We start from the raw sequence: 25,780 nt of genomic DNA, 5'->3' as shown, positions 1-25,780 counted from the left end.
ACTGCGGGGGTGGTGTGGGCGTACCTGGGTACTGCGGTGGTGCTGTGGCTGTACCTGGGTACTGCGGTGGCGCTGTGGCTGTACCTGGGTACTGCGGTGGCGCTGTGGCTGGACCTGGGTACTGCGGTGGTGCCGTGGCCGCGCCCGGGTACTGGGGTGGGGGAGTGGCGGTCACGGGCTGTTGGGGGTCCGGGGATGTCTGGTCCGGGGGCTGCGGCATGGGGACGGTTCCTTCTGGTGTGGGGGCGTCAGCCAATGAGCAGGGCGGTGGGGAGCAGGGCCGTGCCGGTGCAGAAGGCGATCAGGCCGGTGCGGATCCACTGGTGCTTGCGGGCGGCGATGCGGCTGGTTTCGGTGAGGGCCGCCGTGAGCGCGGCGGCGGGATCGCGGTCGGTGTCGGCGAGCGCGGACGCCAACAGGCCGTTGTGTATGGCTTGCCGGATGTCGCCGAAGTAGCACAGCGGTTGGCCCGGGGCCCAGGAGTCGGTGCGGTACCGGGGGAGTACGGCGAGGAGCAGCGCGAACAGGGAGAGCGCCAGGGCCGCGGCCCCGGCCCACCACAGGACGGATCCAGGTCCCGACAGTGCGGTGGGGTTCCAGTCCCGTCCTGCCAGCAGTCCGCTGAACGCTCCGGCCGTCATTCCGAGCGCCGCCACCAGCACGGACGCCTTGCTGTCCGCGCGGGCGATCTCGCCCCGTAACTCGCCGAGCAGCCGCTCGCCGGCGCGGGAGCCGAGGGTGACGGCGGGTTCGGGCGGGGCGTCGGGAGTGCTCATGCGTGGCCCGCTTCAGGTCCGGCCGCGCCCGAGCCGGGAGCCGGGGGCACCGCGGGGGTCGGCCCGGTGGCCGCGTAGGGCGGCCCGTAGGGGGTCCCGGGCGCCTGCTGGGGGACGTACGGCGTGCCGGACGTGGGCGGCGCGTACGGGTGCCCCGGCACCGCTTCCTGCCCCGCCGGAGCCGGAGCCGGAGCCGGAGCGGGAGGCTGCTGCTCGATCAAGTCGTTGACCGCCGGCAGCAGTGCGCGGGCGGACTCCGCCTTCTGGAAGTCCTCCAGCGAGTCCCCGGCGATCAGTTCCAACTCGTCCTTGATGAGCGAGAGCTGGTCCTTCTGGATGCTGCTCACGACCAGCCGCGTGTCTTCGGGGTGCTGGGCGAGGTGAAGGGCCCACGCTCCGACGCCGCCGTGCTGGAGCCAGTACCGGTAGAAGTCGATTTTCGCGGAGACCAGTTCCTGGTCCTGCTGCTGGCGCAGGACCTCCAGCTCGTGCTGCTGCCGGGCCTGGCGGAGCCGGAACTCGTGCGCGGGGTCGAGCAGGTCGGTCTCGTAGCGCAGGCTCCGCTGCTTGCGCCGGTGCGCGATCGCCTCGTCGTCCAGGCGCAGCCGCAGGACGCAGGTGACGGCCAGGCCGATGCCCACCGCGAAGCCGCCGGCCTCCACCGCTTCCTGGACCGCGCGCTCGGCGCGTGGGCTGTCCTCGATCGAGAAGCCGCGGCTGACCGGCCGCCCGAGCTGATGGAGTTCACGGGTCAGCCGCGTCGGGACGTCGCGCTCCCCGCTCGCCACATAGGCGATCGGATCCGCGACCCGCCAGGTCAGATCGGCCGTGGCGCCGAACGAGAACGCGTCGTCGTCGCTGGGCAGCGACAGTTCGAGCTGTACGGGATGACTGCCCATGTCGACCTCGTAGACCGAGGTGTAGCGGCGGCTCGCGGCGTCCGAGCGGCTCGGCCGGTGCGGCGGGACGTAGACGTCGTACGCGCCCTTCGCCGTGACGAAGACCAGCGCGTGGTCGATCGCGGTGACCGCGCGTCGGGCCGTGTAGTCGAAACGCGCGATGGGGCGGACGGTGAGTACGGGGTCGATCAGTGTGCTGTGCCGGTGGGCTCCTTGCTGCCACTCCGGCTGACGGCGGAAGTCCGCCATGGTTCAACTCCTCGTGGATCCGGGGGTGTTGGCGTTCGGATGCAGCACTGCGAGCAGGCGGTCGGCGGTGGGCGGGCGCAGGCCGCCGTCCGGGGAGCGCAGGCCGCGCAGCTCGTGGCTGAGCCGCTTGTGGTCGTCCGCCGTCACGACGAGCGCGGGCAGCAGAAGCTCCAGGGCGGTGGACACGGCGGCGCTGCGTTCGGCCGCGTACACCCAGGTGTGCAGGGCGTTCAGGGCGGGCCGGGTGTGGGCGCGGTCGCCGAGCGCGGTGCGCCAGAGCGTGGCGAGGTCACCGGCCGAGTCCGCCTCGTACATGCCGGTGTCGGCGTACCACTCGACGAGCGCGCCGTCCTCGGGGTTGTCGCAGGCGCGTACGAAGGCGTTGAGTGCGAGCGCCCGGACGGCCGGGGTGTCGTGGTGGAGCAGGCGGGCGAGTTCGGAGAGCATCTCGCCGCGGCGGTTGCCCACGGAGAGCAGCAGGGCCGTCGACTCGATGAGGTTGGCGCTCTCGGCCTTGCTGCTGCTGTCGGCGCGGGCGCGCGCGGCGAGCGCGCTCAGTGCTGGGCCGACCAGGTCCGGGCGGAGTGGTGTGAGCAGCCCGAACGCGCGGATCGCGGTCCAGCGGCGGGCCCAGTGGGGGTCCGTGCACCACTGGGTGAGCAGCCGCAGGACGGCGGGGGCGTCGAGGATCTGGGCGAGCGTCAGCGCGTTCGCGGCGGTGACGCGGGGGCCGAAGAACTTCGAGACGGCCCAGCCGTCGATCAGCAGCGCCACCGCCGAGGGCAGGTCGGCGCGGGCGAGCAGCGCGGTGGCCGCGGCGGCCCGGGTCCGTACGACGGGGCGGCCGTCCCTGGCCAGCTCCTTCAGCCAGGCGACGAGCGCGGGCCGGGCCGACGGATGGCCGGTCCACACCTCGGTGAGCAGGACGCGCGGGGTGTCCTCCTTGCGGAAGTACGCGGTGAACTGCGGCACGGGACCCCACTCGGTCTCCTCGTCCCGTACCTCTCCGTCGGCCCGCGCCTGCTCGAGCCGGGCCTCGGCGGCGGGCCCGAACACCGGGATCTCCGGCGGCTGTTCGGGATGCTGCAACCGCTGGAAATGGACGTAGAGCTTGTCCGCGAGCTCGGCCGCGAGGACGTACGGCGCCTGGTCGAAGACGGCGAGCGAGATCAGGAAGGCCTTGTCGCGCAGGGTGGACTCGGGGTCGCTCAGCCACCCACGGCACTGCCGTTCGACCGCGGCCTGCCCGAAGTCCGCGAGGCGGGCCAGGGCCTGCTCGCTCCCGTCGTAGCCGGTCAGCTGCTGCGCGAACCTGGTGGCCTCGGCGGGGTGGTGGTGCCCGCGGGAGAGGAAGTCCCGCACGGGGGCGAGGGAGAGCAGCTCGTCGGCGTCCGCGCCGCGACGCCGGCTCACGTGCGCGCGCACCACCGCCCCGGCCTCCGGCGGCTTCCAGACCGAAGGGGTGGCGCCGATCAGGAACGGCGAGTTCTCGACGGTCACCACCAGATACCCGTCGACCTTCTTGAGCCGGTCGCGGGCCGCGTACAGATGGGTGTCCCGCAGGGGCCGGTTGCGGCTCAGCGGCAGGTCGCGCAGGACGTGACCGCCGGGCGCCGAGAGCTGGGCAGTGAGGGCCGAGGAGCTCGTCTCCGGGGACAGGGCGTGCACGGCCGGTACGCCGAGGCGGTGCAGCAGCATGCACGCGGCGGCGTACCGGCCGCCGGCGTGGGCGCCCGCCAGGACCAGGACGCGCTCCTCGCGCAGCCGTGCCAGCGCGGACGCGAAGGCCGGGCCCTCGACGAAGACCGCGGCCAGCGCGTCGAGGTCCCCTTGGGGGATCTCCCCGGAGGTGTGCGTGGCCGCGGCGGCCGGACCGTTGTAGTAGTGGTTCTCCGTCTTGCCGCCGAGGAACACGTCACCGGCGACCTCACCGCCGGACACCCCGTGCTGGGCGCCGCCCACCAGGCTGCCCCCGAAGCCGGCCCTGTCGAGGATGAAAGCCGGGGTGTGCGAGAAGAGTTCGCGCTGCGCGGCGCGCGCCTCCTGCGTCCCCTCCTCGGTCCCGTCGGCGTCCTCGAAGTCCGTGCGGGGCTCTACGTGCGGTACGTCGTCGGGGGCGGGCGCCGAAGGCGGGGGCACGGTCACGCCGACTCACCCCCGGACCCGGATCCCGAACCCAGCCCTGAGCCCGACCCGCCCAGGTGCACGTCTCCCGTGACCCGGCCGCCGGAGACCCCGTGCTGGTCCCCGGCGACGAAGCTGCCGCCGAAGCTGGGGGAGCCGCCGTTGAAGGTGATGACGACGCCCCCCTGAGCGCCCCCCTGAGCGGCTCCCTGAGGGGCGGCATTCCCCTGGGACCCACCCGGCGCCGGACGCTCCCCCGAGCCGCCGTCCGGCACCGGGCTCACCCCGGGCCCCCGCTCACTGTGGTTCCGGACATCCCTGTGGTCGTCGGCGCCGCCGGGCGCGGTCCCGTGCAGCCAGGCCCGCAGGGGCCCGTTCTTGCTGTCCACCGTCACGGCGTGGAAGTCGGCCGCCGGTACGCCGGTCCTGTCGTGCCGCACGATCCCCGCGTACACGCTCTCCGACACGCAGAGCGCGAAGTCGTCCCCGCTGTCCCGCAGGGCCGCGCGCAGCACCTCGCCGTCCAGGAGCCGGCAGGCGTGGTTGAGGTCGGAGCCGACCCAGCCGTCGAGCTCGTCGACCGCGACGTACCCGGTGGCGAGCACGGCCCGCAGCCGGATCTGCGCCGAGCGCGACGCCATCCGGTTCACCGCCCGCAGCTCGGCCGGCACGTCGGTGAGCAGCGCCCGCAGGAGAGCGGTCACGGAGGCGTTGGCGTCGATCAGCTCCATGACGGAGTCGCCCCGGTCGGCGCGCAGACGCAGCGTCTCGTCGACGCCGGCGCTCTCGAGGGCCCGGTCGGTGATGTCGTAGAGCATCCGGCGCAGATACGCCTGCTCGACGTCGTCCCGGTCGCTGTACTTCTCGATGTCGAGCAGCAGGATGGTGCGGCTCACGGGGTCGCTCATGTTCGCCCTTCGGTGGGGGAGTGGTGCTGCCCAAGAGAGTGGCGACGACCGCGTGCGAGTGGTGAGGGAGGATGACGCACTCGGAGTGTGACCGTGTGCACAGAGTCGCTCTCGGGGTTGCCGGGGTCGCTGTCCGTGACCGGGGTCAGGGGCGCTCGGCCCGCGCTATTCGGCGCAGGATGTCCGGGCGCATGATCAGCAGCGCCCGCCGCCCGGTGGCCACCGCGTCGCGCTCCCGGAGCTCCTTGAGCAGCCGCTGCACCATCTCCCGCGAGGCGCCCACGGACCCGGCGAGCTCCTGCTTGCTCAGCGGCACGTCGAGCTCGATGCCCTCGTCCGTACGCCGCCCATGGGTGCGGGCCAGATCGAGCAGCAGGACGGCGAAGCGCTCCCGCACGCTCATGGAGGCGAACTCCAGGCGGCGCCGGTCGGCGGCCCGGGTGCGGTCGGCGGTGAGCCCGAGCAGGGCGAAGGAGACGGCGGGGGAGCGGCCGAGGAAGTCGGTGAACCGCTCGTGCTCCACGGCGACGGCCCGTACGGGTTCGAGGGCGGTCACGGTCGCCGAGCGGGGCCGGCCCGTCAGTGCGGCGGACTCCCCGATGATGTCGCCGGGACCGCGCAGGGCGAGCAGGGCCTCGTAACCATTGGCGGCCGACGCGGTCACCTTGGTCCAGCCGTGCACGATGAACAGGACGTGCGACGACGGCTCGTGCTGGTGCAGGAGCTCGATGCGGGGCGCGAAGCTCAGTTCGCGGCCGAGCGCGAGGAGGACCGAGCGGTCCGCGCTCTCCAGGCGGGCCAGGAAGGGGACGCGGTCGTCGAGACCTCCGTCACCGGTAAATGCGCCCCTGTCATGTGCCCCCCGATCGTTCCAGCGAGCGATCAAGCTACTCAAGCCGAGTGGTGCATGAACATGGAATGGCCAGGATCGGGCCACGAACGGATGGTTCGGGGGTGCGAGAAGTCCGGCGTGTCGCGGTGGACTGCATTTGTTTTGACCGAACCCGATGAGGTAGGTACGCTCAGACCTTGTGCCTGGGGTGTGCCTGGGCTCCTGTGCGTGTCGTCAGCCGCTACGGGAGTCCGCGATGGGCCGCCGTAATCTGCGCCCTTCCCGCTTGGCGGCGGGAGTTCACAGTATTCGACACACCCGACCGCGTGGGTCGGGAGATGTTCCAGGTTAGTTTTACTATTCGGCACACAGAAACCGGAGAAGTAGTGCCTACGATCCAGCAGCTGGTCCGGAAGGGCCGGCAGGACAAGGTCGAGAAGAACAAGACGCCCGCACTCGAGGGTTCGCCCCAGCGTCGCGGCGTCTGCACGCGTGTGTTCACGACCACCCCGAAGAAGCCGAACTCGGCCCTCCGTAAGGTCGCGCGTGTGCGTCTGACCAGCGGCATCGAGGTCACGGCCTACATTCCGGGTGAGGGACACAACCTGCAGGAGCACTCCATCGTGCTCGTGCGTGGCGGCCGTGTGAAGGACCTGCCTGGTGTTCGTTACAAGATCATCCGCGGTTCGCTTGACACCCAGGGTGTCAAGAACCGCAAGCAGGCCCGCAGCCGCTACGGCGCCAAGAAGGAGAAGTAAGAATGCCTCGTAAGGGCCCCGCCCCGAAGCGCCCGGTCATCATCGACCCGGTCTACGGTTCTCCTCTGGTGACCTCCCTCATCAACAAGGTGCTGCTGAACGGCAAGCGCTCCACCGCCGAGCGCATCGTGTACGGCGCCATGGAGGGTCTGCGTGAGAAGTCGGGCAACGACCCGGTCATCACGCTGAAGCGCGCGCTGGAGAACATCAAGCCGACCCTCGAGGTCAAGTCCCGCCGTGTCGGTGGCGCCACCTACCAGGTGCCGATCGAGGTCAAGCCCGGTCGCGCCAACACGCTCGCGCTGCGCTGGCTCGTGGGTTACTCCCGCGCCCGCCGCGAGAAGACCATGACCGAGCGCCTCATGAACGAGCTGCTCGACGCCTCGAACGGTCTTGGCGCTGCCGTCAAGAAGCGTGAGGACACCCACAAGATGGCCGAGTCCAACAAGGCCTTCGCGCACTACCGCTGGTAGTCGCTACCCACATCGAGACCGAGAGAAGACTGAGCCGAGATGGCTACCACTTCACTTGACCTGGCCCATGTGCGCAACATCGGCATCATGGCCCACATCGACGCGGGCAAGACGACGACCACCGAGCGGATCCTGTTCTACACCGGTGTTTCGTACAAGATCGGTGAGGTCCACGACGGCGCCGCGACCATGGACTGGATGGAGCAGGAGCAGGAGCGTGGCATCACGATCACCTCTGCTGCCACCACCTGTCACTGGCCGCTGAACGATGTCGACCACACCATCAACATCATCGACACCCCGGGCCACGTGGACTTCACCGTCGAGGTGGAGCGTTCGCTCCGCGTCCTCGACGGTGCCGTGACGGTGTTCGACGGCGTTGCCGGCGTTGAGCCCCAGTCCGAGACTGTCTGGCGTCAGGCGGACCGCTACGGCGTGCCGCGTATCTGCTTCGTCAACAAGCTCGACCGTACGGGCGCCGAGTTCCACCGCTGCGTTGACATGATTGTCAACCGCCTCGGTGCGACCCCGATCGTCATGCAGCTGCCCATCGGCGCCGAGATGGACTTCCAGGGTGTCGTCGACCTCGTCACGATGAAGGCGTTCGTCTGGTCCGCCGAGGCGGCCAAGGGCGAGGCGTACGACGTCGTCGACATCCCGGCCACGCACACCGAGGCCGCCGACGAGTGGCGCGGCAAGCTGCTCGAGGTCGTCGCGGAGAACGACGAAGAGATGATGGAGCTGTACCTCGAGGGCACCGAGCCTTCGGTGGACCAGCTGTACGCGGCGATCCGTCGCATCACCATCGCCTCCGGCAAGGGCGGCGACACCACCGTCACCCCCGTGTTCTGCGGCACCGCGTTCAAGAACAAGGGCGTTCAGCCCCTGCTCGACGCCGTCGTGCGCTACCTGCCGTCCCCCCTGGACGTCGAGGCCATCGAGGGCCACGACGTCAAGGACCCGGAGACGGTCGTCAAGCGCAAGCCGTCCGACGAGGAGCCCCTCTCGGCGCTGGCGTTCAAGATCATGAGCGACCCGCACCTCGGCAAGCTCACCTTCGTCCGGGTTTACTCGGGCCGCCTGGAGTCCGGCACTGCCGTGCTGAACTCCGTCAAGGGCAAGAAGGAGCGCATCGGCAAGATCTACCGTATGCACGCGAACAAGCGTGAGGAGATCGAGTCGGTGGGTGCCGGTGACATCGTCGCCGTCATGGGTCTGAAGCAGACCACCACGGGTGAGACGCTCTGTGACGACAAGCAGCCGGTGATCCTGGAGTCCATGGACTTCCCGGCGCCGGTCATCCAGGTCGCCATCGAGCCGAAGTCCAAGGGCGACCAGGAGAAGCTGGGTGTCGCCATCCAGCGCCTCTCGGAGGAGGACCCCTCCTTCCAGGTCCACTCGGACGAGGAGACCGGCCAGACCATCATCGGTGGTATGGGCGAGCTTCACCTCGAGGTGCTCGTCGACCGCATGAAGCGCGAGTTCCGCGTCGAGGCGAACGTCGGTAAGCCGCAGGTCGCTTACCGCGAGACGATCCGTCAGGCCGTCGAGCGTCACGACTACACCCACAAGAAGCAGACCGGTGGTACCGGTCAGTTCGCCAAGGTGCAGATCGCGATCGAGCCGATCGAGAGCGGCGAGTCGTCGTACGAGTTCGTGAACAAGGTCACCGGTGGCCGTATCCCGCGGGAGTACATCCCGTCGGTGGACGCCGGTGCGCAGGAGGCCATGCAGTTCGGCATCCTGGCCGGCTACGAGATGACTGGCGTCCGCGTCATCCTTCTCGACGGTGGCTACCACGAGGTCGACTCCTCCGAGCTCGCCTTCAAGATCGCCGGTTCGCAGGCCTTCAAGGAGGCCGCGCGCAAGGCCAAGCCCGTGCTGCTCGAGCCGATGATGGCCGTTGAGGTCACCACGCCCGAGGACTACATGGGCGATGTCATCGGCGACATCAACTCCCGCCGTGGCCAGATCCAGGCCATGGAGGAGCGCAGTGGCGCCCGTGTCGTGAAGGGCCTCGTGCCCCTCTCGGAGATGTTCGGCTACGTCGGAGACCTCCGCAGCAAGACGTCGGGTCGCGCAAGCTACTCGATGCAGTTCGACTCCTACGCCGAGGTTCCGCGGAACGTCGCCGAGGAGATCATCGCGAAGGCCAAGGGCGAGTAACTCACCCGAGCTCACGCTTTAGGCTTGACACCGACCGCTGGGGTCCGTAACCCCGGACCCCGGCGGCGGGTTTCCCAGCAAAGATCACCTGGCGCCGATGAAGCAAGGCGTACAGAACCACTCCACAGGAGGACCCAGTGGCGAAGGCGAAGTTCGAGCGGACTAAGCCGCACGTCAACATCGGCACCATCGGTCACATTGACCACGGTAAGACGACCCTCACGGCCGCCATTACCAAGGTGCTGCACGACGCGTACCCGGACCTGAACGAGGCCTCGGCCTTCGACCAGATCGACAAGGCTCCTGAGGAGCGCCAGCGCGGTATCACGATCTCGATCGCGCACGTCGAGTACCAGACGGAGACGCGTCACTACGCGCACGTCGACTGCCCCGGTCACGCGGACTACATCAAGAACATGATCACGGGTGCCGCGCAGATGGACGGCGCCATCCTCGTGGTCGCCGCCACCGACGGCCCGATGCCGCAGACCAAGGAGCACGTGCTCCTGGCCCGCCAGGTCGGCGTTCCGTACATCGTCGTCGCCCTGAACAAGGCCGACATGGTGGACGACGAGGAGATCCTGGAGCTCGTCGAGCTCGAGGTCCGTGAGCTCCTCTCCGAGTACGAGTTCCCGGGCGACGACCTGCCGGTCGTCAAGGTCTCGGCGCTCAAGGCGCTCGAGGGCGACAAGGAGTGGGGTCAGTCGATCCTGAACCTCATGGCCGCCGTCGACGAGTCCATCCCGCAGCCCGAGCGTGACGTCGACAAGCCGTTCCTCATGCCGATCGAGGACGTCTTCACGATCACCGGTCGCGGTACGGTCGTCACCGGCCGTATCGAGCGTGGTGTCCTCAAGGTCAACGAGACCGTCGACATCGTCGGTATCAAGACCGAGAAGACCACCACCACGGTCACCGGCATCGAGATGTTCCGCAAGCTGCTCGACGAGGGCCAGGCCGGTGAGAACGTCGGTCTGCTCCTCCGTGGCATCAAGCGCGAGGACGTCGAGCGCGGCCAGGTCATCATCAAGCCCGGTTCGGTCACGCCGCACACCGAGTTCGAGGCCCAGGCCTACATCCTGTCGAAGGACGAGGGTGGCCGTCACACCCCCTTCTTCAACAACTACCGCCCGCAGTTCTACTTCCGCACCACGGACGTGACCGGCGTTGTGACCCTCCCCGAGGGCACCGAGATGGTCATGCCGGGCGACAACACTGAGATGAAGGTCGAACTCATCCAGCCCGTCGCCATGGAAGAGGGCCTGAAGTTCGCCATCCGTGAGGGTGGCCGGACCGTGGGCGCCGGCCAGGTCACCAAGATCGTCAAGTAATTTCCTTGACGGTTTGACCTGGTAGCTCCAGCGAGCACCAGAAGGGGCCCGTACGACTTCGGTCGTACGGGCCCTTTCGCATGCCCGCTTATGCGGGGCCCGGGCTCAGATCTTGCGGGCGGTCCCGGTGCCGGTGGAGCTGTCCGGGCGCCACAGCCACGGCCGGGCGGCGGGGGAGAGGCCCGCGGCCACGGGGCCGCGCGGGGTGGCGCGCAGGGCGGGTCCGTCGAGGGTGACCAGGTCACGCGCGGCCCGCTGGATCCGGCCGCGGTGCAGCAGCTGGAGAGTGCCGCCGGTGTCCCGGCCCAGGAGGTACGGCCCGTCGGCGGTCACGGGGCCGTAGCCGGGGAAGTCGGCCGGGCGTCCGGCCGTCGCCGTCAGCGCCGACGAGGCGGGGGCCCGGTAGTAGAGCCGGCCGCCCGCGGCGGCGACGGCGTCGGCGGGTACCGGCAGGCCGGCGAGCGGCGCGGGCCCCTCCGGCGTCCACTGGTGCACCGTGTCGCGTCCCGGCGCGTACACATGGACGCCGCCGTCCTCGCCGACGACCGCGGTCAGACCGTCCTGCACGGGCCCGCCGCCGAGACCGCGCCACGGCGACCAGCGCCCGTCGAGGCCGCGTACCCGTGTGCTGATGCCCTGGTCCGCGTCCCGTACGAAGAGATGGACCTGCCCGTCGCGGGCGGTGACGGCGACGGGGACGCCGATGCGGCGGCCGCGCACGGGATCGGTCTCCGGGTTGCCGAGACCGGTCCAGGCGCCGAACTCCCCGCCGGGGGCGCGCTGTTCGAGGACCACGATCTCGCGCAGGTCGGAGCCGCCGCGCCCTTCGAGGGCCGCGAGGCGCAGGCCGAGCAGCAGTTGCCGTCCGTCGCGGAGGGTCGCGGAGCCGAGGGCCGGCGCGAGCGGGCCGCCGCCCAGGTCCGTGGGCCGGCCGAAGACCCCTTGTGGGGTCTCGCGCCAGCGGACGGCACGCATGCCGAGCACGCCGTAGCCGGTCAGCTTGCCGTCTGGTTCCTGGGCCAGCGCGATCCGTGGGCCCGGGTAGCGGTAGTGCGTCGAGCGGACCCAGCCCTTGCGGTTGGTGAGGGGGCGGTCCCCGCCGACGTTGTAGTCGCCGCAGCCGGAGGGGTTGCCGCACTGCCAGTCCGGGGCCGCGCCGTACGGCATCAGGTGGGCGGCCTTGGCGTGCAGCACGGCCTCGGGGAGGTTCTCGGGCCAGTGGTGGTTGTAGTAGCCGCGGAAGGCGGTGGCCGCGAACGGGGGCGGCCCGCCCGCCGCGGTCTGCGACCAGCGGATCAGCGCCGCCCAGGTGAACGCGGCCACGGCCGTGTGGTCGGCGTGGTCGGAGAAACCGGGCTGCTCGCTGTCACGTATGCGCGTACGCAGATCGCTGTGCTGGATGTCGGGGTCCGGGTCGAGCGTGTGCACGAGGGTGGGCCGGTAGCGCTCGAAGAGGGCCACGAGTACGTCGACGAGGCCGTCGTAGTCGTACATCTGTGCCCGGCGCACTGGTGACCCGTCGACGACGACCGTACGCAGCGGCAGTCCGCGCTCCCGCCACAGCGCCGGGGCGCCCATGTGGCCCGCCGGGGTGTGCATCGCGAGGTCGAGGAAGACCAGCTCGACGCGGCGGCCCCGGTGCTCCAGGGTGTTCACCTCGGCCTGGTGCCCGCCCGCGAGCGTGGTGACCTCGGTGCGCCAGCTGCTGAAGACCGGCAGGCCGAGCTGGGTCGCGTAGGACTGGCGGAGCCCCTGGTGACGGGCGGAGGCGTACGCGGACTTGTCGGCCGGGGGGTGCGGGCGGCCGGGGATCTTGTTGACGCCGTCGGCCTCGCCCGCGGTGACGTACACGCAGACCAGCGGGATGCCGGCGGCGACGGCCTGGCTGGTGTCCGGGTTCATGAAGTACAGGTCGTCGTCGGGGTGGGCGAGGACCTGGAGCAGCAGGGCGTGATCGCCCTCGGCGGCGGGGCGGCCGGAGGCGGGGGAGGGGGCGGTGGTGCGGGCCGGGGGCGCGGTCGTGGCCGTGTGGCCCACGAGGGCGGCCGCGGTGGCGGCGGCGACGGCGGCGCCCCCGATGAGCACGGTCCGGCGCCCGTGAACGCCGGGCGCCGCAGGGAAGCCCTCGCCCCCGTCGGCTATTCGCCCGCCGGTGCCGTCCTCCGCGTTCTGATCACGTTTGTCCTGCCCACGTCCACGTCGCACGCGTCGTCCTCCGTCCGCCGTACGCAGCGGTCGGAATGTGCGCTGCTTCTCGGTGCTTCAGCCGAGAAGAGGCTCGTCAGTGGGGTCAGGTTCCATGCAAGGACATGTTCTGTTCACTCGAACCGGCGTTCTTCGCGGGGTGCGGGTTTCGCAGGTCAGCCGCTGACGCCCCACCGCACCGCCGCCGCGACACCGAGCACCAGAGCGGGCGCGACCCACGCCCACCCCATGACACGCCGCACGGACGGCAGCAGCCAGAGCACTGCCACCGATGCGGCGGCCGCAATGGTGACGGCACACGACAGGGCGATGCCCGCGTACGCGTCGTCGTCCCAACTCCCGTACGGGCGGATGGACATGGCCGTCCAGCAGAAGTACGCAGCGATGAGCGTGAGCACGCCGAACGGCAGGGCGAGTACCACCCGCAGACAGCCGCGGTCGTCGTCCGGGCGTGCGAGGTCTGTCATCGGTGCGGATGCCCTCCGATCTCCTGCCGGGAGATGCCGGCGACCGTCCGGCACGACCACGCCGCCCCGCAACACCCACCCCGGTTTGACCTTCGTCACCCCAGGGGTACTCTCTACGGCTCGATTGGCCAGGCGCAGCCGCTCTGTGGCAGACTGTCGGGGTTGCTCGGTTGAGTGCCGATGCTGCGCGCCTCCCGCCGGGAGGACCGGAAGCGAGTCCCACAGTACTCGTCGCCCCATCTGCCAGAAGGTCGAAAGATCCGCAGGCAGCGCTAGGGCGGACGTACGGGAATCTTTCGGGAAGTGCAGCGAGGTCGTTCAGCCAGGCGCCCGGTGGGTTTCTTCCCCCGGCTTCGCGGTCCCAGGGCTGCAGCTCCCGAGCAGGGAAATCCGTATGGATATTTCTGTCAGTGAGACTGCGACACGCCCGACCGCGTGGGTCGGAGGAGGACGGAATAGGACCCGCCAGGTTCCAGAGCGTTTCGAGAGACAGGACTACTAGTAGCCATGGCGGGACAGAAGATCCGCATCCGGCTCAAGGCCTACGACCACGAGGTCATCGACAGCTCGGCGAAGAAGATCGTCGAGACGGTGACCCGCACTGGTGCGTCGGTCGCAGGCCCGGTGCCGCTGCCCACTGAGAAGAACGTGTACTGCGTCATCAAGTCGCCGCACAAGTACAAGGACTCTCGCGAGCACTTCGAGATGCGCACGCACAAGCGCCTGATCGACATTCTCGACCCGACGCCCAAGACCGTTGACTCGTTGATGCGCCTGGACCTTCCGGCCGGCGTTGACATCGAGATCAAGCTCTGAGAGGCGCGGAAGAGATGGCTAAGCAGATCAAGGGCATCCTGGGCGAGAAGCTCGGCATGACCCAGGTCTGGGACGACAACAACCGTGTCGTCCCGGTCACCGTGGTCAAGGCCGGTCCGAACGTCGTGACCCAGGTCCGTACGAACGACACTGACGGCTACGAGTCGGTCCAGATCGCCTTCGGCGAGATCGACCCGCGCAAGGTGAACAAGCCCCTCAAGGGCCACTTCGCCAAGGCCGATGTAACCCCGCGCCGCCACCTGGTGGAGCTCCGTACCCCCGGCGCCAGCGAGTACACGCTGGGCCAGGAGATCACTGCCGAGGTCTTCGAGGCCGGCGTCAAGGTTGACGTCACCGCGAAGAGCAAGGGCAAGGGCTTCGCCGGTGTCATGAAGCGCCACAACTTCAAGGGTGGCAAGGCGTCCCACGGTGCCCACCGTGTGCACCGCATGCCCGGTTCCATCGGTGGCTGTGCCACTCCCGGCCGTGTCTTCAAGGGCATGCGCATGGCGGGTCGCATGGGCAACGAGCGGGTCACCACCCAGAACCTGACCGTTCACGCCGTTGACGCGGAGAAGGGTCTGCTCCTCATCAAGGGCGCAGTTCCCGGTCCGAACGGTGGCCTCGTCCTGGTCCGCACCGCGGCCAAGGGGGTTTGAGGAACCGATGAGCACCATTGACATCCTTTCGCCTGCAGGCGACAAGGCCGGGACGGTCGAGCTCCCCGCGGAGATCTTCGACGTAGAGAAGATCAGCATCCCGCTTCTCCACCAGGTCGTCGTCGCTCAGCTGGCCGCTGCCCGTCAGGGCACGCACAAGACCAAGCGTCGCGGCGAGGTCCGCGGTGGTGGGCGCAAGCCTTACCGCCAGAAGGGCACCGGCCGCGCGCGCCAGGGTTCGACCCGTGCGCCGCAGTTCGCCGGCGGTGGCGTCGTCCACGGCCCGCAGCCGCGTGACTACTCGCAGCGGACCCCGAAGAAGATGAAGGCCGCGGCCCTGCGCCACGCCCTCACCGACCGGGCCCGCAACGCTCGCATCCACGTCGTCACCGGCGTGGTCGACGGCGGAGTCTCCACCAAGGCCGCCAAGTCGCTGCTCGCCAAGATCTCGGAGCGCAAGAACCTGCTCCTGGTGATCGACCGTGCCGACGAGGCCGCGCTGCTCTCCGCTCGCAACCTGCCCCAGGTCCACATCCTGGAGCCGGGCCAGCTGAACACGTACGACGTTCTCGTCTCGGACGACGTGGTCTTCACCCAGGCCGCCTTCGAGTCCTTCGTGTCCGGCCCGCAGGCCACTGACACCGAAGGGAGCGAAGCCTGATGGCTACGCGTCACCCGAGCATCGCCCCCAAGGCGGCCAAGGCCGCCAAGGCCGCGCGCATCGCCAAGGCGAAGCGCCACGAGGCCGAGGGCAAGAACACCGTTGAGACGCCGCTGAGCAAGAGCTTCACGGACCCCCGTGACGTCCTCCTCAAGCCGGTCGTCTCCGAGAAGAGCTACGCGCTCCTCGATGAGGGCAAGTACACCTTCATCGTTGACCCGCGTGCCAACAAGACCCAGATCAAGCAGGCCGTCCAGGCGGTCTTCTCGGTCAAGGTCACCGGAGTCAACACGATCAACCGCCAGGGCAAGCGCAAGCGGACCCGCACGGGCTTCGGCAAGCGTGCCGACAGCAAGCGCGCGATCGTGACCCTCGCTGAGGGCGACCGTATCGACATCTTCGGCCAGGCCTCCTAACGGAGCGCCCTGGTCCGAATATCGGACGAGGACTGAGAAATGGGTATCCGCAAGTACAAGCCGACGACGCCGGGCCGCCGTGGCTCCTCCGTCGCCGACTTCGTCGAGGTCACGCGGTCCACGCCGGAGAAGTCGCTGGTCCGCCCGCTGCACAGCAAGGGCGGCCGTAACAACGCCGGTCGTGTGACCGTTCGCCACCAGGGTGGCGGACACAAGCGCGCCTACCGAGTGATCGACTTCCGTCGTCACGACAAGGACGGCGTGCCGGCGAAGGTCGCGCACATCGAGTACGACCCCAACCGCACCGCGCGCATCGCGCTGCTGCACTACGCCGACGGCGAGAAGCGTTACATCGTCGCTCCGCGTGGCCTGTCGCAGGGCGACCGCATCGAGAACGGTCCTGGGGCCGACATCAAGCCGGGCAACAACCTGGCGCTCCGCAACATCCCGGTCGGTACCACGATCCACGCGATCGAGCTCCGTCCCGGTGGCGGTGCCAAGTTCGCTCGCTCCGCAGGTGCCTCCGTGCAGCTGCTGGCGAAGGAGGGCCAGATGGCCCACCTGCGCATGCCGTCCGGCGAGATTCGCCTGGTCGACGTTCGCTGCCGCGCCACCATCGGCGAGGTCGGCAACGCCGAGCAGTCGAACATCAACTGGGGCAAGGCCGGCCGCAAGCGCTGGCTCGGCGTTCGTCCGACCGTCCGCGGTGTGGCGATGAACCCGGTTGACCACCCGCACGGTGGTGGTGAGGGCAAGACCTCCGGTGGTCGCCACCCGGTCTCCCCGTGGGGTCAGAAGGAGGGTCGTACTCGTTCGCCGAAGAAGGCTTCGAACAAGTACATCGTCCGCCGCCGCAAGACGAACAAGAAGCGCTAGGAGCGGGTTTAGATGCCGCGCAGTCTCAAGAAGGGACCCTTCGTCGACGGACACCTCGTAAAGAAGGTGGACGTACAGAACGAAGCCGGTACCAAGAACGTCATCAAGACCTGGTCCCGTCGCTCGATGATCATCCCCAGCATGCTGGGTCACACCATCGCGGTGCACAATGGCAAGATCCACATCCCGGTGTTCGTCACCGAGTCGATGGTCGGCCACAAGCTCGGCGAGTTCTCGCCGACGCGCACCTTCCGGGGTCACGTCAAGGACGACCGGAAGTCGAAGCGCCGCTAAGGCGGGGTGGAATCGACTATGACGAACACTGAAGGGACAACCATGGAAGCCAGGGCCCAGGCGCGGTACATCCGCGTCACGCCCATGAAGGCCCGCCGAGTGGTGGACCTCATCCGTGGCATGGATGCCACGGAGGCTCAGGCGGTCCTGCGTTTCGCCCCGCAGGCCGCGAGCGTGCCGGTTGGCAAGGTGCTGGACAGCGCCATTGCCAACGCTGCACACAACTACGACCACACCGACGCCAATTCGCTGGTCATCAGCGAGGCGTACGTGGATGAGGGCCCGACCCTGAAGCGGTTCCGTCCGCGTGCTCAGGGCCGTGCCTACCGGATCCGTAAGCGGACCAGCCACATCACCGTGGTCGTCAGCAGCAAGGAAGGAACCCGGTAATGGGCCAGAAGGTAAACCCGCACGGGTTCCGGCTCGGTATCACCACGGACTTCAAGTCCCGTTGGTACGCCGACAAGCTGTACAAGGACTACGTCAAGGAAGACGTAGCCATCCGTCGCATGATGACCTCCGGCATGGAGCGCGCCGGTATCTCGAAGGTTGAGATCGAGCGCACCCGTGACCGCGTGCGTGTGGACATCCACACCGCTCGTCCGGGCATCGTCATCGGCCGCCGTGGCGCCGAGGCCGACCGCATCCGCGGTGACCTCGAGAAGCTCACGGGCAAGCAGGTCCAGCTGAACATCCTCGAGGTCAAGAACCCCGAGACCGACGCTCAGCTGGTTGCTCAGGCCGTTGCCGAGCAGCTGTCCTCCCGCGTCTCCTTCCGTCGCGCCATGCGTAAGAGCATGCAGACGGCGATGAAGGCCGGCGCCAAGGGCATCAAGATCCAGTGTGGTGGCCGTCTCGGCGGCGCCGAGATGTCCCGCTCGGAGTTCTACCGCGAGGGCCGTGTGCCCCTGCACACGCTCCGCGCGAACGTCGACTACGGCTTCTTCGAGGCCAAGACGACCTTCGGCCGTATCGGTGTGAAGGTCTGGATCTACAAGGGCGACGTCAAGAACATCGCCGAGGTCCGCGCCGAGAACGCTGCGGCCCGTGCGGGTAACCGCCCGGCCCGTGGTGGCGGCAACGACCGTCCGGCCCGCGGCGGTGGCCGTGGTGGCGAGCGTGGCGGCCGCGGCCGCAAGCCGCAGCAGCAGTCGGCTCCGGCCGCCGAGGCCCCCAAGGCTGACGCGCCCGCCGCTGCCGCTCCGGCTGAGAGCACCGGAACGGAGGCCTGACCGAAATGCTGATCCCCCGTAGGGTCAAGCACCGCAAGCAGCACCACCCCAAGCGCCGCGGTCAGGCCAAGGGTGGTACGACGGTTGCGTTCGGCGAGTACGGCATTCAGGCCCTCACGCCGGCATACGTGACCAACCGCCAGATCGAGGCGGCTCGTATCGCGATGACCCGCCACATCAAGCGTGGCGGCAAGGTCTGGATCAACATCTACCCGGACCGCCCGCTTACGAAGAAGCCCGCCGAGACCCGCATGGGTTCCGGTAAGGGTTCCCCCGAGTGGTGGGTCGCGAACGTTCACCCGGGTCGGGTGATGTTCGAGCTGTCCTACCCGAACGAGAAGATTGCGCGTGAGGCGCTTACCCGCGCTGCTCACAAGCTTCCGATGAAGTGCCGGATTGTTCGGCGCGAGGCAGGTGAGTCGTGATGTCGGCCGGTACCAAGGCGTCCGAGCTGCGCGAACTGGGCAACGAGGAGCTCCTCAACAAGCTCCGCGAGGCCAAGGAAGAGCTGTTCAACCTCCGTTTCCAGGCGGCGACCGGTCAGCTCGAGAACCACGGTCGGCTGAAGGCCGTCCGCAAGGACATCGCGCGGATCTACACCCTCATGCGTGAGCGCGAGCTGGGCATCGAGACGGTGGAGAACGCCTGATGAGCGAGAGCAACGTGACTGAAGAGACTGCCGCCCGCGGCTTCCGCAAGACCCGTGAGGGTCTGGTCGTCAGCGACAAGATGGACAAGACCGTCGTCGTCGCTGTCGAGGACCGCGTCAAGCACGCGCTGTACGGCAAGGTCATCCGCCGTACGAACAAGCTCAAGGCGCACGACGAGCAGAACGCTGCCGGCGTCGGCGACCGCGTCCTCATCATGGAGACGCGTCCGCTGTCGGCGACCAAGCGCTGGCGCATCGTCGAGATCCTCGAGAAGGCCAAGTAGGTAATTCCCGCAAGGGAATTCCAACAAATACAGCTCTGAGGGGTATCCCTCAGAGTTCGTTCCGCCAGGCTCCCGGGGCAGTTCACTGAACTGCCCCGGGGGAACCGGCAGACAATCAGGAGATAGACGTGATCCAGCAGGAGTCGCGACTGCGCGTCGCCGACAACACGGGTGCGAAGGAAATTCTCACCATCCGTGTTCTCGGTGGCTCGGGTCGCCGCTACGCGGGCATCGGTGACGTCATCGTCGCCACCGTCAAGGACGCGATCCCCGGCGGCAACGTGAAGAAGGGTGACGTCGTCAAGGCTGTCATCGTTCGCACCGTCAAGGAGCGCCGCCGTCCGGACGGCTCGTACATCCGCTTCGACGAGAACGCCGCCGTCATTCTGAAGAACGACGGCGACCCTCGTGGCACCCGTATCTTCGGCCCGGTGGGCCGTGAGCTGCGCGAGAAGAAGTTCATGAAGATCATCTCGCTCGCGCCGGAGGTGCTGTAAGCATGAAGATCAAGAAGGGCGACCTGGTACAGGTCATCACCGGTAAGGACAAGGGCAAGCAGGGCAAGGTCATCGCGGCCTTCCCCCGCGAGGACCGCGTCCTGGTCGAGGGTGTCAACCGGGTCAAGAAGCACACCAAGGCCGGCCCCACCGCCAGCGGTTCGCAGGCCGGTGGCATCGTCACGACCGAGGCCCCTGTCCACGTGAGCAACGTTCAGCTCGTGGTGGAGAAGGACGGCAACAAGGTCGTCACGCGTGTCGGTTACCGCTTCGACGACGAGGGCAACAAGGTTCGCGTTGCCAAGCGGACGGGTGAGGACATCTGATGGCTACCACCACGACTCCGCGTCTCAAGACGAAGTACCGCGAGGAGATCGCGGGCAAGCTGCAGGAAGAGTTCTCCTACGAGAACGTCATGCAGACCCCGGGCCTCGTCAAGATTGTGGTCAACATGGGTGTCGGCGACGCCGCCCGTGACTCCAAGCTCATGGACGGTGCCGTCCGTGACCTGACCACGATCACCGGTCAGAAGCCGGCCATCACCAAGGCCCGCAAGTCCATCGCGCAGTTCAAGCTGCGTGAGGGTCAGCCGATCGGTGCCCACGTCACGCTCCGTGGCGACCGCATGTGGGAGTTCCTGGACCGCACCCTGTCGCTCGCGCTTCCGCGCATCCGCGACTTCCGTGGTCTGTCTCCCAAGCAGTTCGACGGCCGTGGCAACTACACCTTCGGTCTCACGGAGCAGGTCATGTTCCACGAGATCGACCAGGACAAGATCGACCGCGTCCGGGGTATGGACATCACCGTGGTCACCACGGCGACCAACGACGCTGAGGGCCGCGCGCTCCTTCGTCACCTCGGCTTCCCCTTCAAGGAGGCGTAACCGAGATGGCGAAGAAGGCTCTTATTGCCAAGGCTGCTCGTAAGCCGAAGTTCGGTGTGCGTGGCTACACCCGCTGCCAGCGCTGCGGCCGCCCGCACTCCGTGTACCGCAAGTTCGGCCTGTGCCGCGTGTGCCTTCGTGAGATGGCTCACCGTGGCGAGCTGCCGGGCGTGACCAAGAGCTCCTGGTAATCCCCTTCTGTCCTTAAGGACTTGGGAATTACCGGACGCTCTCGGTAAGTATTTGGACGGCGGGAGCCCCCCTTCACATGCCGTAGGCTTGTGGGGTTGGGCGCCCGCCGCCCATACCGACTTACTACGCCGTAGGTCCCCGCACCGCACCCGTCCCGCCTCTGTGTGGGGAGAGGGATGGCGCATACAGGAAACCCCGGCGAGAGAGGCCGAAGGCCACTTCATGACCATGACTGATCCGATCGCGGACATGCTGACTCGTCTGCGTAACGCGAACTCGGCATACCACGACACCGTGGCAATGCCGCACAGCAAGATCAAGTCTCACATCGCGGAGATCCTCCAGCAGGAGGGCTTCATCACGGGCTGGAAGACCGAGGACGCCGAGGTTGGCAAGAACCTCGTCCTCGAGCTCAAGTTCGGCCCGAACCGTGAGCGCTCCATTGCGGGCATCAAGCGGATCTCCAAGCCCGGTCTCCGGGTTTACGCGAAGTCCACCAACCTGCCCAAGGTCCTCGGCGGCCTCGGCGTGGCGATCATCTCCACGTCGCACGGTCTTCTGACCGGCCAGCAGGCAGGCAAGAAGGGCGTAGGTGGGGAAGTCCTCGCCTACGTCTGGTAGTCGGGAACGGAGGAATAGCTAATGTCGCGTATTGGCAAGCTCCCCATCACGGTTCCCGCCGGCGTGGACGTCACCATCGACGGTCGTACGGTCTCGGTTAAGGGCCCCAAGGGTTCCCTCAGCCACACGATCGTCGCTCCGATCGTCATCACGAAGGACGAGGACGGCGTGCTGAACGTCGCCCGTCCCAATGATGAGCGTCAGAACAAGGCTCTGCACGGCCTGTCCCGCACGCTGGTGGCCAACATGATCACCGGCGTGACCCAGGGTTACGTGAAGAAGCTCGAGATCAGCGGTGTCGGTTACCGCGTCCTGGCGAAGGGCTCCAACCTGGAGTTCTCGCTCGGCTACAGCCACTCGATCCTGATCGAGGCGCCCGAGGGCATCTCCTTCAAGGTCGAGTCGCCGACCAAGTTCTCGGTCGAGGGCATCGACAAGCAGAAGGTCGGCGAGGTTGCGGCCAACATCCGCAAGCTGCGCAAGCCCGACCCGTACAAGGCCAAGGGCGTCAAGTACGAAGGCGAAGTCATCCGCCGCAAGGTCGGAAAGGCGGGTAAGTAAGCCATGGCATACGGTGTCAAGATTGCTAAGGGCGACGCTTACAAGCGTGCTGCCATCAAGCGCCGTCACATTCGTATCCGTAAGCATGTTTCGGGTACGGCCGAGCGTCCGCGCCTGGTCGTGACGCGTTCGAACCGCCACATCGTGGCCCAGGTCATCGACGACGTTAAGGGTCACACCCTCGCGTCGGCGTCGACCCTGGACACCTCGATCCGTGGTGTCGAGGCCGACAAGTCCGCGCAGGCCGGCAAGGTCGGCGCCCTGGTCGCCGAGCGTGCCAAGGCCGCGGGCGTCGAGGCTGTCGTGTTCGACCGTGGTGGTAACCAGTACGCCGGGCGCATCGCCGCTCTGGCGGACGCCGCCCGCGAAGCCGGTCTGAAGTTCTGATCCGGTTCCGTAGCTAGCGGAAAACGAAGAGAGGTAATTCCAATGGCTGGACCCCAGCGCCGCGGAAGCGGTGCCGGTGGCGGCGAGCGGCGGGACCGGAAGGGTCGCGACGGTGGCCCTGCCGCCGAGAAGACCGCATACGTTGAGCGCGTTGTCGCGATCAACCGCGTCGCCAAGGTTGTCAAGGGTGGCCGTCGCTTCAGCTTCACTGCGCTCGTCGTGGTGGGCGATGGCGATGGCACGGTAGGTGTCGGTTACGGCAAGGCCAAGGAGGTGCCGGCCGCCATCGCCAAGGGTGTTGAGGAGGCCAAGAAGCACTTCTTCAAGGTCCCCCGTATCCAGGGCACCATCCCGCACCCGATCACGGGCGAGAAGGCTGCGGGCGTTGTCCTGCTCAAGCCGGCTGCTCCCGGTACCGGCGTTATCGCCGGTGGCCCGGTGCGTGCCGTGCTCGAGTGCGCCGGCGTTCACGACATCCTGTCGAAGTCTCTCGGCTCGTCGAACGCGATCAACATCGTGCACGCGACCGTGGCGGCCCTCAAGGGCCTGCAGCGTCCCGAGGAGATCGCGGCTCGCCGTGGTCTGCCCCTCGAGGACGTCGCCCCCGCGGCTCTGCTTCGTGCACGTGCGGGAGCGGGTGCGTAATGGCTCGCCTCAAGATCACGCAGACGAAGTCGTACATCGGCAGCAAGCAGAACCACCGCGACACCCTGCGTTCGCTCGGGCTCAAGCGCCTGAACGACGTGGTCGTCAAGGAGGATCGTCCCGAGTTCCGCGGCATGGCTAACACCGTGCGGCACCTCGTGACGGTCGAGGAGGTCGACTGATCATGGCGGAGAACAACCCGCTCAAGATCCACAACCTCCGTCCCGCCCCGGGCGCCAAGACCGCGAAGACCCGTGTGGGTCGCGGTGAGGCGTCGAAGGGTAAGACGGCCGGTCGTGGTACCAAGGGCACGAAGGCCCGTTACCAGGTTCCGGAGCGCTTCGAGGGTGGCCAGATGCCCCTCCACATGCGTCTCCCGAAGCTCAAGGGCTTCAAGAACCCGTTCAAGACCGAGTTCCAGGTCGTGAACCTCGACAAGCTGAGCGCGCTGTACCCGGAAGGTGGCGAGGTCACCGTTGAGGGTCTCGTCGCCAAGGGTGCCGTTCGCAAGAACAGCCTCGTCAAGGTGCTCGGCCAGGGTGAGCTCACCGTGGCGCTGCAGGTGACGGTTGACGCCGTCTCCAACTCCGCCAAGGAGAAGATCACCGCCGCCGGCGGTACCGTCACCGAGCTCGTCTGACCTTTTCAGGCGTCTCGATGACATGAGCGATTCCCAACCGGGGATGCCCCATATTTGGGGCATCCCCGGTTGGTCGTTCCAAGGGGGGCATGGTCGCCGGTATGGTGGCCTGCACTGTGCTGTATCCGTCTGGGGCTGATGCCTCGGGCCGGGCGGCGTGTCCTGAAGGCGACGTGTCTGACGGATCTTCACCCGGTGCTTGACTGTTACGCATTCCTTCATTCATCGAACCTCAAGACCGTCACCTCTGACGCACGTGCGCGGGGGTCGCAGGAGGCACCGTGCTCACCGCGTTCGCCCGGGCGTTCAAGACGCCCGACCTGCGCAAGAAGCTGCTCTTCACGCTCGGCATCATCGTGATCTACCGCATCGGTACACACGTACCGATCCCGGGAGTCAGCTACTCGAACGTCCAGACATGCGTGGACGCGAACAAAGGCACGCAGGGGCTGTTCGGTCTCGTCAACATGTTCAGTGGTGGCGCGCTCCTGCAGATCACGATCTTCGCGCTCGGCATCATGCCGTACATCACCGCGAGCATCATCCTGCAGCTGCTCACCGTCGTGATCCCGCGGCTCGAGGCCCTGAAGAAGGAGGGTCAGGCGGGTACCGCGAAGATCACGCAGTACACGCGATACCTGACCGTGGCGCTCGCCATCCTCCAGGGCACCGGCCTCGTCGCGACCGCTCGCAGCGGCGCCCTCTTCCAGGGCTGCCCCGTCGCGAACCAGATCGTCCCGGACCAGTCGATCTTCGTGACGATCACGATGGTCATCACGATGACCGCCGGCACCGCCATCGTCATGTGGCTCGGTGAGCTCATCACCGACCGCGGCATCGGCAACGGCATGTCGATCCTGATGTTCATCTCGATCGCCGCCACCTTCCCGAGCGCCCTGTGGACCATCAAGACGACCGGTGACCTCGCCGGCGGCTGGATCGAGTTCGGCGCCGTGATCCTGGTGGGCCTCGTCATGGTCGGCCTGGTGGTGTTCGTCGAGCAGGCGCAGCGCCGCATCCCTGTCCAGTATGCGAAGCGCATGATCGGTCGCCGGTCTTACGGCGGTACGTCCACCTACATCCCGCTGAAGGTCAATCAGGCGGGTGTGATCCCTGTCATCTTCGCCTCGTCGCTGCTCTACATCCCGGCCCTCGTCGCGCAGTTCGCGGGAGGCAATTCCGGGTGGAAGACCTGGATCAACGACCATCTGACCAAGGGAAATCACCCCTATTACATCGTTTCGTACTTCCTGCTGATCGTTTTCTTCGCGTTCTTCTACGTGGCGATCTCGTTCAACCCCGAGGAAGTCGCGGACAACATGAAGAAGTATGGTGGCTTCATCCCGGGCATCCGGGCTGGCCGGCCGACCGCTGAGTACCTGAGCTACGTACTCAACCGGATTACCTGGCCGGGTTCGCTGTATCTGGGTCTGATCGCTCTCGTACCAACGATGGCGTTGGTTGGCTTCGGGGCAAGCCAGAACTTCCCGTTCGGTGGGACAAGCATCCTCATCATCGTGGGTGTCGGTCTGGAGACGGTGAAGCAGATCGAGAGCCAGCTTCAGCAGCGCAATTACGAAGGGTTCCTCCGCTGATGCGTATCGTCCTCGTCGGGCCGCCCGGTGCGGGCAAGGGAACGCAGGCCGCGTTCCTTGCCAAGAACCTGTCGATTCCGCACATCTCCACGGGCGACCTCTTCCGTGCCAACATCAGCCAGGGCACGGAGCTGGGCAAGCAGGCAAAGGCGTTCATGGACGCCGGCAACCTGGTTCCGGACGAGGTCACCATCGGGATGGCCAAGGACCGCATGGAGCAGCCGGACGCCGTGAACGGCTTCCTGCTCGACGGCTTCCCTCGCAACGTCTCGCAGGCCGAGGCGCTCGACGTCGCCCTCAAGGCGGACGAAGTGAAGCTCGACGCGGTCCTGGACCTCGAGGTCCCCGAGGACGAGGTGGTCAAGCGCATCGCCGGCCGCCGCATCTGCCGTAAGGACTCCGCGCACGTCTTCCACGTGTCGTACAAGCAGCCGAAGCAGGAAGGCGTCTGTGACGTCTGCGGCGGCGAGCTGTACCAGCGCGAGGACGACAGTGAGGACACCGTCCGCAAGCGGCTCGAGGTCTACCACACGCAGACCGAGCCGATCATCGACTACTACCGGGCCCAGGGCCTGGTGCGGACGATCTCGGCGCTCGGCAAGGTCGACGAGGTGACCGCGCGGGCCATGGACGCCCTCAAGCGCGACAAGTAAGTCGTTGTTACGCTGCTCCGGCCGCGGTGCC

34 protein-coding genes are annotated in these 25,780 nt (G+C 67.7%); 27 read left to right on the top strand and 7 right to left on the bottom strand.

Annotated features, from left to right (window positions below):
• Positions 1–248: 248 nt before the first annotated feature.
• The 5 genes from OHA58_RS14245 to OHA58_RS14225 all read right to left on the bottom strand — a co-directional run bounded on the left by OHA58_RS14245 (position 249) and on the right by OHA58_RS14225 (position 5,842).
• Positions 249–776 carry a Pycsar system effector family protein gene (locus OHA58_RS14245; protein ID WP_405479021.1) on the bottom strand — a complete coding sequence of 176 codons (528 nt, stop codon included), beginning with the start codon at positions 774–776 and terminating at the stop codon, positions 249–251.
• Complete coding sequence (locus OHA58_RS14240; protein WP_405479020.1) at positions 773–1,924, bottom strand: PE-PGRS family protein; 1,152 nt, start codon at positions 1,922–1,924, stop codon at positions 773–775. Before OHA58_RS14240 ends, OHA58_RS14245 begins: the two co-directional genes overlap by 4 nt.
• 3 nt (positions 1,925–1,927) lie before the next feature.
• Positions 1,928–4,069 (bottom strand): hypothetical protein, encoded by a 2,142-nt coding sequence (locus OHA58_RS14235; protein WP_405479019.1) that lies wholly within the window; start codon positions 4,067–4,069, stop codon positions 1,928–1,930.
• Complete coding sequence (locus OHA58_RS14230; RefSeq protein WP_405479018.1) at positions 4,066–4,956, bottom strand: hypothetical protein; 891 nt, start codon at positions 4,954–4,956, stop codon at positions 4,066–4,068. The genes OHA58_RS14235 and OHA58_RS14230 overlap by 4 nt, the downstream gene beginning before the upstream one ends.
• Before the next feature lie 145 nt (positions 4,957–5,101).
• Complete coding sequence (locus OHA58_RS14225; protein ID WP_405484971.1) at positions 5,102–5,842, bottom strand: Crp/Fnr family transcriptional regulator; 741 nt, start codon at positions 5,840–5,842, stop codon at positions 5,102–5,104.
• A gap of 332 nt (positions 5,843–6,174) precedes the next feature.
• Between OHA58_RS14225 and rpsL the strand changes: the two genes are divergently transcribed.
• The 4 genes from rpsL to tuf all read left to right on the top strand — a co-directional run bounded on the left by rpsL (position 6,175) and on the right by tuf (position 10,516).
• Positions 6,175–6,546: a 30S ribosomal protein S12 gene (gene rpsL, locus OHA58_RS14220; RefSeq protein ID WP_003948652.1), complete on the top strand. Its 372-nt coding sequence runs from the start codon at positions 6,175–6,177 to the stop codon at positions 6,544–6,546.
• Between the two features lie 2 nt (positions 6,547–6,548).
• Entirely contained in the window at positions 6,549–7,019 is a 471-nt protein-coding gene (gene rpsG / locus OHA58_RS14215) for a 30S ribosomal protein S7 (protein ID WP_116511074.1), read from the top strand.
• 39 nt (positions 7,020–7,058) lie between these two features.
• Positions 7,059–9,185: an elongation factor G gene (fusA, locus tag OHA58_RS14210; protein ID WP_405479017.1), complete on the top strand. Its 2,127-nt coding sequence runs from the start codon at positions 7,059–7,061 to the stop codon at positions 9,183–9,185.
• 137 nt (positions 9,186–9,322) lie between these two features.
• Positions 9,323–10,516, top strand: coding sequence for an elongation factor Tu (tuf, locus tag OHA58_RS14205; RefSeq protein WP_405479016.1), 1,194 nt, complete (start codon positions 9,323–9,325; stop codon positions 10,514–10,516).
• Positions 10,517–10,621: 105 nt separating this feature from the next.
• Here tuf and OHA58_RS14200 read toward each other — a convergent pair whose 3' ends face one another.
• Both OHA58_RS14200 and OHA58_RS14195 read right to left on the bottom strand, forming a co-directional pair.
• Positions 10,622–12,658, bottom strand: coding sequence for a PIG-L family deacetylase (locus OHA58_RS14200; RefSeq protein WP_405484969.1), 2,037 nt, complete (start codon positions 12,656–12,658; stop codon positions 10,622–10,624).
• Positions 12,659–12,876: 218 nt separating this feature from the next.
• Positions 12,877–13,188, bottom strand: a complete 312-nt coding sequence (locus OHA58_RS14195; protein WP_405479015.1) for a hypothetical protein — start codon at positions 13,186–13,188, stop codon at positions 12,877–12,879.
• A gap of 507 nt (positions 13,189–13,695) precedes the next feature.
• Between OHA58_RS14195 and rpsJ the strand changes: the two genes are divergently transcribed.
• The 23 genes from rpsJ to OHA58_RS14080 all read left to right on the top strand — a co-directional run bounded on the left by rpsJ (position 13,696) and on the right by OHA58_RS14080 (position 25,749).
• Positions 13,696–14,004, top strand: coding sequence for a 30S ribosomal protein S10 (gene rpsJ / locus OHA58_RS14190; RefSeq protein ID WP_003948644.1), 309 nt, complete (start codon positions 13,696–13,698; stop codon positions 14,002–14,004).
• 14 nt (positions 14,005–14,018) lie between these two features.
• A complete protein-coding gene (gene rplC / locus OHA58_RS14185; protein ID WP_100594886.1) occupies positions 14,019–14,663 on the top strand; it encodes a 50S ribosomal protein L3 in 645 nt (214 codons plus the stop codon).
• 7 nt (positions 14,664–14,670) lie between these two features.
• Complete coding sequence (rplD, locus tag OHA58_RS14180; RefSeq protein ID WP_100594885.1) at positions 14,671–15,324, top strand: 50S ribosomal protein L4; 654 nt, start codon at positions 14,671–14,673, stop codon at positions 15,322–15,324.
• Positions 15,324–15,740 (top strand): 50S ribosomal protein L23, encoded by a 417-nt coding sequence (rplW, locus tag OHA58_RS14175; RefSeq protein ID WP_405479014.1) that lies wholly within the window; start codon positions 15,324–15,326, stop codon positions 15,738–15,740. The genes rplD and rplW overlap by 1 nt, the downstream gene beginning before the upstream one ends.
• Before the next feature lie 39 nt (positions 15,741–15,779).
• Entirely contained in the window at positions 15,780–16,616 is an 837-nt protein-coding gene (rplB, locus tag OHA58_RS14170) for a 50S ribosomal protein L2 (RefSeq protein WP_266561187.1), read from the top strand.
• A 12-nt stretch (positions 16,617–16,628) separates the two neighbouring features.
• Positions 16,629–16,910, top strand: coding sequence for a 30S ribosomal protein S19 (gene rpsS / locus OHA58_RS14165; RefSeq protein WP_266673342.1), 282 nt, complete (start codon positions 16,629–16,631; stop codon positions 16,908–16,910).
• 42 nt (positions 16,911–16,952) lie between these two features.
• Positions 16,953–17,300, top strand: a complete 348-nt coding sequence (rplV, locus tag OHA58_RS14160) for a 50S ribosomal protein L22 (protein WP_026249422.1) — start codon at positions 16,953–16,955, stop codon at positions 17,298–17,300.
• Complete coding sequence (gene rpsC, locus OHA58_RS14155) at positions 17,300–18,142, top strand: 30S ribosomal protein S3 (protein WP_116511058.1); 843 nt, start codon at positions 17,300–17,302, stop codon at positions 18,140–18,142. Before rplV ends, rpsC begins: the two co-directional genes overlap by 1 nt.
• A gap of 5 nt (positions 18,143–18,147) precedes the next feature.
• The gene (gene rplP, locus OHA58_RS14150) at positions 18,148–18,567 is read left to right on the top strand and encodes a 50S ribosomal protein L16 (protein ID WP_030782563.1); all 420 of its coding nucleotides are present in this window, start codon (positions 18,148–18,150) and stop codon (positions 18,565–18,567) included.
• Positions 18,567–18,791: a 50S ribosomal protein L29 gene (gene rpmC, locus OHA58_RS14145; protein ID WP_059079052.1), complete on the top strand. Its 225-nt coding sequence runs from the start codon at positions 18,567–18,569 to the stop codon at positions 18,789–18,791. The genes rplP and rpmC overlap by 1 nt, the downstream gene beginning before the upstream one ends.
• Positions 18,791–19,075: a 30S ribosomal protein S17 gene (gene rpsQ, locus OHA58_RS14140; RefSeq protein ID WP_100594880.1), complete on the top strand. Its 285-nt coding sequence runs from the start codon at positions 18,791–18,793 to the stop codon at positions 19,073–19,075. The genes rpmC and rpsQ overlap by 1 nt, the downstream gene beginning before the upstream one ends.
• A 128-nt stretch (positions 19,076–19,203) precedes the next feature.
• The gene (gene rplN / locus OHA58_RS14135) at positions 19,204–19,572 is read left to right on the top strand and encodes a 50S ribosomal protein L14 (protein ID WP_003974257.1); all 369 of its coding nucleotides are present in this window, start codon (positions 19,204–19,206) and stop codon (positions 19,570–19,572) included.
• A gap of 2 nt (positions 19,573–19,574) precedes the next feature.
• Positions 19,575–19,898, top strand: coding sequence for a 50S ribosomal protein L24 (rplX, locus tag OHA58_RS14130; protein WP_100594879.1), 324 nt, complete (start codon positions 19,575–19,577; stop codon positions 19,896–19,898).
• Complete coding sequence (gene rplE, locus OHA58_RS14125; RefSeq protein WP_100594878.1) at positions 19,898–20,455, top strand: 50S ribosomal protein L5; 558 nt, start codon at positions 19,898–19,900, stop codon at positions 20,453–20,455. The genes rplX and rplE overlap by 1 nt, the downstream gene beginning before the upstream one ends.
• A 5-nt stretch (positions 20,456–20,460) precedes the next feature.
• The gene (locus tag OHA58_RS14120; RefSeq protein ID WP_003948630.1) at positions 20,461–20,646 is read left to right on the top strand and encodes a type Z 30S ribosomal protein S14; all 186 of its coding nucleotides are present in this window, start codon (positions 20,461–20,463) and stop codon (positions 20,644–20,646) included.
• Between the two features lie 223 nt (positions 20,647–20,869).
• A complete protein-coding gene (gene rpsH, locus OHA58_RS14115; RefSeq protein WP_030221010.1) occupies positions 20,870–21,268 on the top strand; it encodes a 30S ribosomal protein S8 in 399 nt (132 codons plus the stop codon).
• Between the two features lie 21 nt (positions 21,269–21,289).
• A complete protein-coding gene (gene rplF, locus OHA58_RS14110) occupies positions 21,290–21,829 on the top strand; it encodes a 50S ribosomal protein L6 (protein WP_405479013.1) in 540 nt (179 codons plus the stop codon).
• 3 nt (positions 21,830–21,832) lie between these two features.
• A complete protein-coding gene (rplR, locus tag OHA58_RS14105) occupies positions 21,833–22,216 on the top strand; it encodes a 50S ribosomal protein L18 (RefSeq protein ID WP_100594876.1) in 384 nt (127 codons plus the stop codon).
• A 42-nt stretch (positions 22,217–22,258) separates the two neighbouring features.
• A complete protein-coding gene (rpsE, locus tag OHA58_RS14100; protein ID WP_326711615.1) occupies positions 22,259–22,861 on the top strand; it encodes a 30S ribosomal protein S5 in 603 nt (200 codons plus the stop codon).
• The gene (rpmD, locus tag OHA58_RS14095; protein WP_041985698.1) at positions 22,861–23,043 is read left to right on the top strand and encodes a 50S ribosomal protein L30; all 183 of its coding nucleotides are present in this window, start codon (positions 22,861–22,863) and stop codon (positions 23,041–23,043) included. Before rpsE ends, rpmD begins: the two co-directional genes overlap by 1 nt.
• A gap of 2 nt (positions 23,044–23,045) precedes the next feature.
• Positions 23,046–23,501 carry a 50S ribosomal protein L15 gene (rplO, locus tag OHA58_RS14090; RefSeq protein WP_100594874.1) on the top strand — a complete coding sequence of 152 codons (456 nt, stop codon included), beginning with the start codon at positions 23,046–23,048 and terminating at the stop codon, positions 23,499–23,501.
• 281 nt (positions 23,502–23,782) lie between these two features.
• Complete coding sequence (gene secY, locus OHA58_RS14085; protein ID WP_116511045.1) at positions 23,783–25,096, top strand: preprotein translocase subunit SecY; 1,314 nt, start codon at positions 23,783–23,785, stop codon at positions 25,094–25,096.
• A complete protein-coding gene (locus OHA58_RS14080) occupies positions 25,096–25,749 on the top strand; it encodes an adenylate kinase (protein ID WP_116511042.1) in 654 nt (217 codons plus the stop codon). Before secY ends, OHA58_RS14080 begins: the two co-directional genes overlap by 1 nt.
• The last annotated feature ends 31 nt before the right edge of the window (positions 25,750–25,780 follow it).

The organism is Streptomyces sp. NBC_00009, assembly GCF_045040855.1.
Classification (GTDB): Bacteria; Actinomycetota; Actinomycetes; order Streptomycetales; family Streptomycetaceae; genus Streptomyces; species Streptomyces aureus.
The sequence above is the reverse complement of the archived record's forward strand: the minus strand, read 5'-3'. Positions and strand labels throughout refer to the sequence as shown.

Bases quoted from the DNA above. Each gene is read 5' to 3' on its own strand.
- OHA58_RS14245 (WP_405479021.1), bottom strand. From the start codon at position 776: ATGAGCACTCCCGACGCCCCGCCCGAACCCGCCGTCACCCTCGGCTCC.
- OHA58_RS14240 (WP_405479020.1), bottom strand. From the start codon at position 1,924: ATGGCGGACTTCCGCCGTCAGCCGGAGTGGCAGCAAGGAGCCCACCGG.
- OHA58_RS14230 (WP_405479018.1), bottom strand. From the start codon at position 4,956: ATGAGCGACCCCGTGAGCCGCACCATCCTGCTGCTCGACATCGAGAAG.
- rpsG (WP_116511074.1), top strand. From the start codon at position 6,549: ATGCCTCGTAAGGGCCCCGCCCCGAAGCGCCCGGTCATCATCGACCCG.
- fusA (WP_405479017.1), top strand. From the start codon at position 7,059: ATGGCTACCACTTCACTTGACCTGGCCCATGTGCGCAACATCGGCATC.
- OHA58_RS14195 (WP_405479015.1), bottom strand. From the start codon at position 13,188: ATGACAGACCTCGCACGCCCGGACGACGACCGCGGCTGTCTGCGGGTG.
- rpsJ (WP_003948644.1), top strand. From the start codon at position 13,696: ATGGCGGGACAGAAGATCCGCATCCGGCTCAAGGCCTACGACCACGAG.
- rplC (WP_100594886.1), top strand. From the start codon at position 14,019: ATGGCTAAGCAGATCAAGGGCATCCTGGGCGAGAAGCTCGGCATGACC.
- rplD (WP_100594885.1), top strand. From the start codon at position 14,671: ATGAGCACCATTGACATCCTTTCGCCTGCAGGCGACAAGGCCGGGACG.
- rplW (WP_405479014.1), top strand. From the start codon at position 15,324: ATGGCTACGCGTCACCCGAGCATCGCCCCCAAGGCGGCCAAGGCCGCC.
- rplB (WP_266561187.1), top strand. From the start codon at position 15,780: ATGGGTATCCGCAAGTACAAGCCGACGACGCCGGGCCGCCGTGGCTCC.
- rpsS (WP_266673342.1), top strand. From the start codon at position 16,629: ATGCCGCGCAGTCTCAAGAAGGGACCCTTCGTCGACGGACACCTCGTA.
- rplV (WP_026249422.1), top strand. From the start codon at position 16,953: ATGGAAGCCAGGGCCCAGGCGCGGTACATCCGCGTCACGCCCATGAAG.
- rpsC (WP_116511058.1), top strand. From the start codon at position 17,300: ATGGGCCAGAAGGTAAACCCGCACGGGTTCCGGCTCGGTATCACCACG.
- rplP (WP_030782563.1), top strand. From the start codon at position 18,148: ATGCTGATCCCCCGTAGGGTCAAGCACCGCAAGCAGCACCACCCCAAG.
- rpmC (WP_059079052.1), top strand. From the start codon at position 18,567: ATGTCGGCCGGTACCAAGGCGTCCGAGCTGCGCGAACTGGGCAACGAG.
- rpsQ (WP_100594880.1), top strand. From the start codon at position 18,791: ATGAGCGAGAGCAACGTGACTGAAGAGACTGCCGCCCGCGGCTTCCGC.
- rplX (WP_100594879.1), top strand. From the start codon at position 19,575: ATGAAGATCAAGAAGGGCGACCTGGTACAGGTCATCACCGGTAAGGAC.
- rplE (WP_100594878.1), top strand. From the start codon at position 19,898: ATGGCTACCACCACGACTCCGCGTCTCAAGACGAAGTACCGCGAGGAG.
- OHA58_RS14120 (WP_003948630.1), top strand. From the start codon at position 20,461: ATGGCGAAGAAGGCTCTTATTGCCAAGGCTGCTCGTAAGCCGAAGTTC.
- rpsH (WP_030221010.1), top strand. From the start codon at position 20,870: ATGACCATGACTGATCCGATCGCGGACATGCTGACTCGTCTGCGTAAC.
- rplF (WP_405479013.1), top strand. From the start codon at position 21,290: ATGTCGCGTATTGGCAAGCTCCCCATCACGGTTCCCGCCGGCGTGGAC.
- rplR (WP_100594876.1), top strand. From the start codon at position 21,833: ATGGCATACGGTGTCAAGATTGCTAAGGGCGACGCTTACAAGCGTGCT.
- rpsE (WP_326711615.1), top strand. From the start codon at position 22,259: ATGGCTGGACCCCAGCGCCGCGGAAGCGGTGCCGGTGGCGGCGAGCGG.
- rpmD (WP_041985698.1), top strand. From the start codon at position 22,861: ATGGCTCGCCTCAAGATCACGCAGACGAAGTCGTACATCGGCAGCAAG.
- rplO (WP_100594874.1), top strand. From the start codon at position 23,046: ATGGCGGAGAACAACCCGCTCAAGATCCACAACCTCCGTCCCGCCCCG.
- OHA58_RS14080 (WP_116511042.1), top strand. From the start codon at position 25,096: ATGCGTATCGTCCTCGTCGGGCCGCCCGGTGCGGGCAAGGGAACGCAG.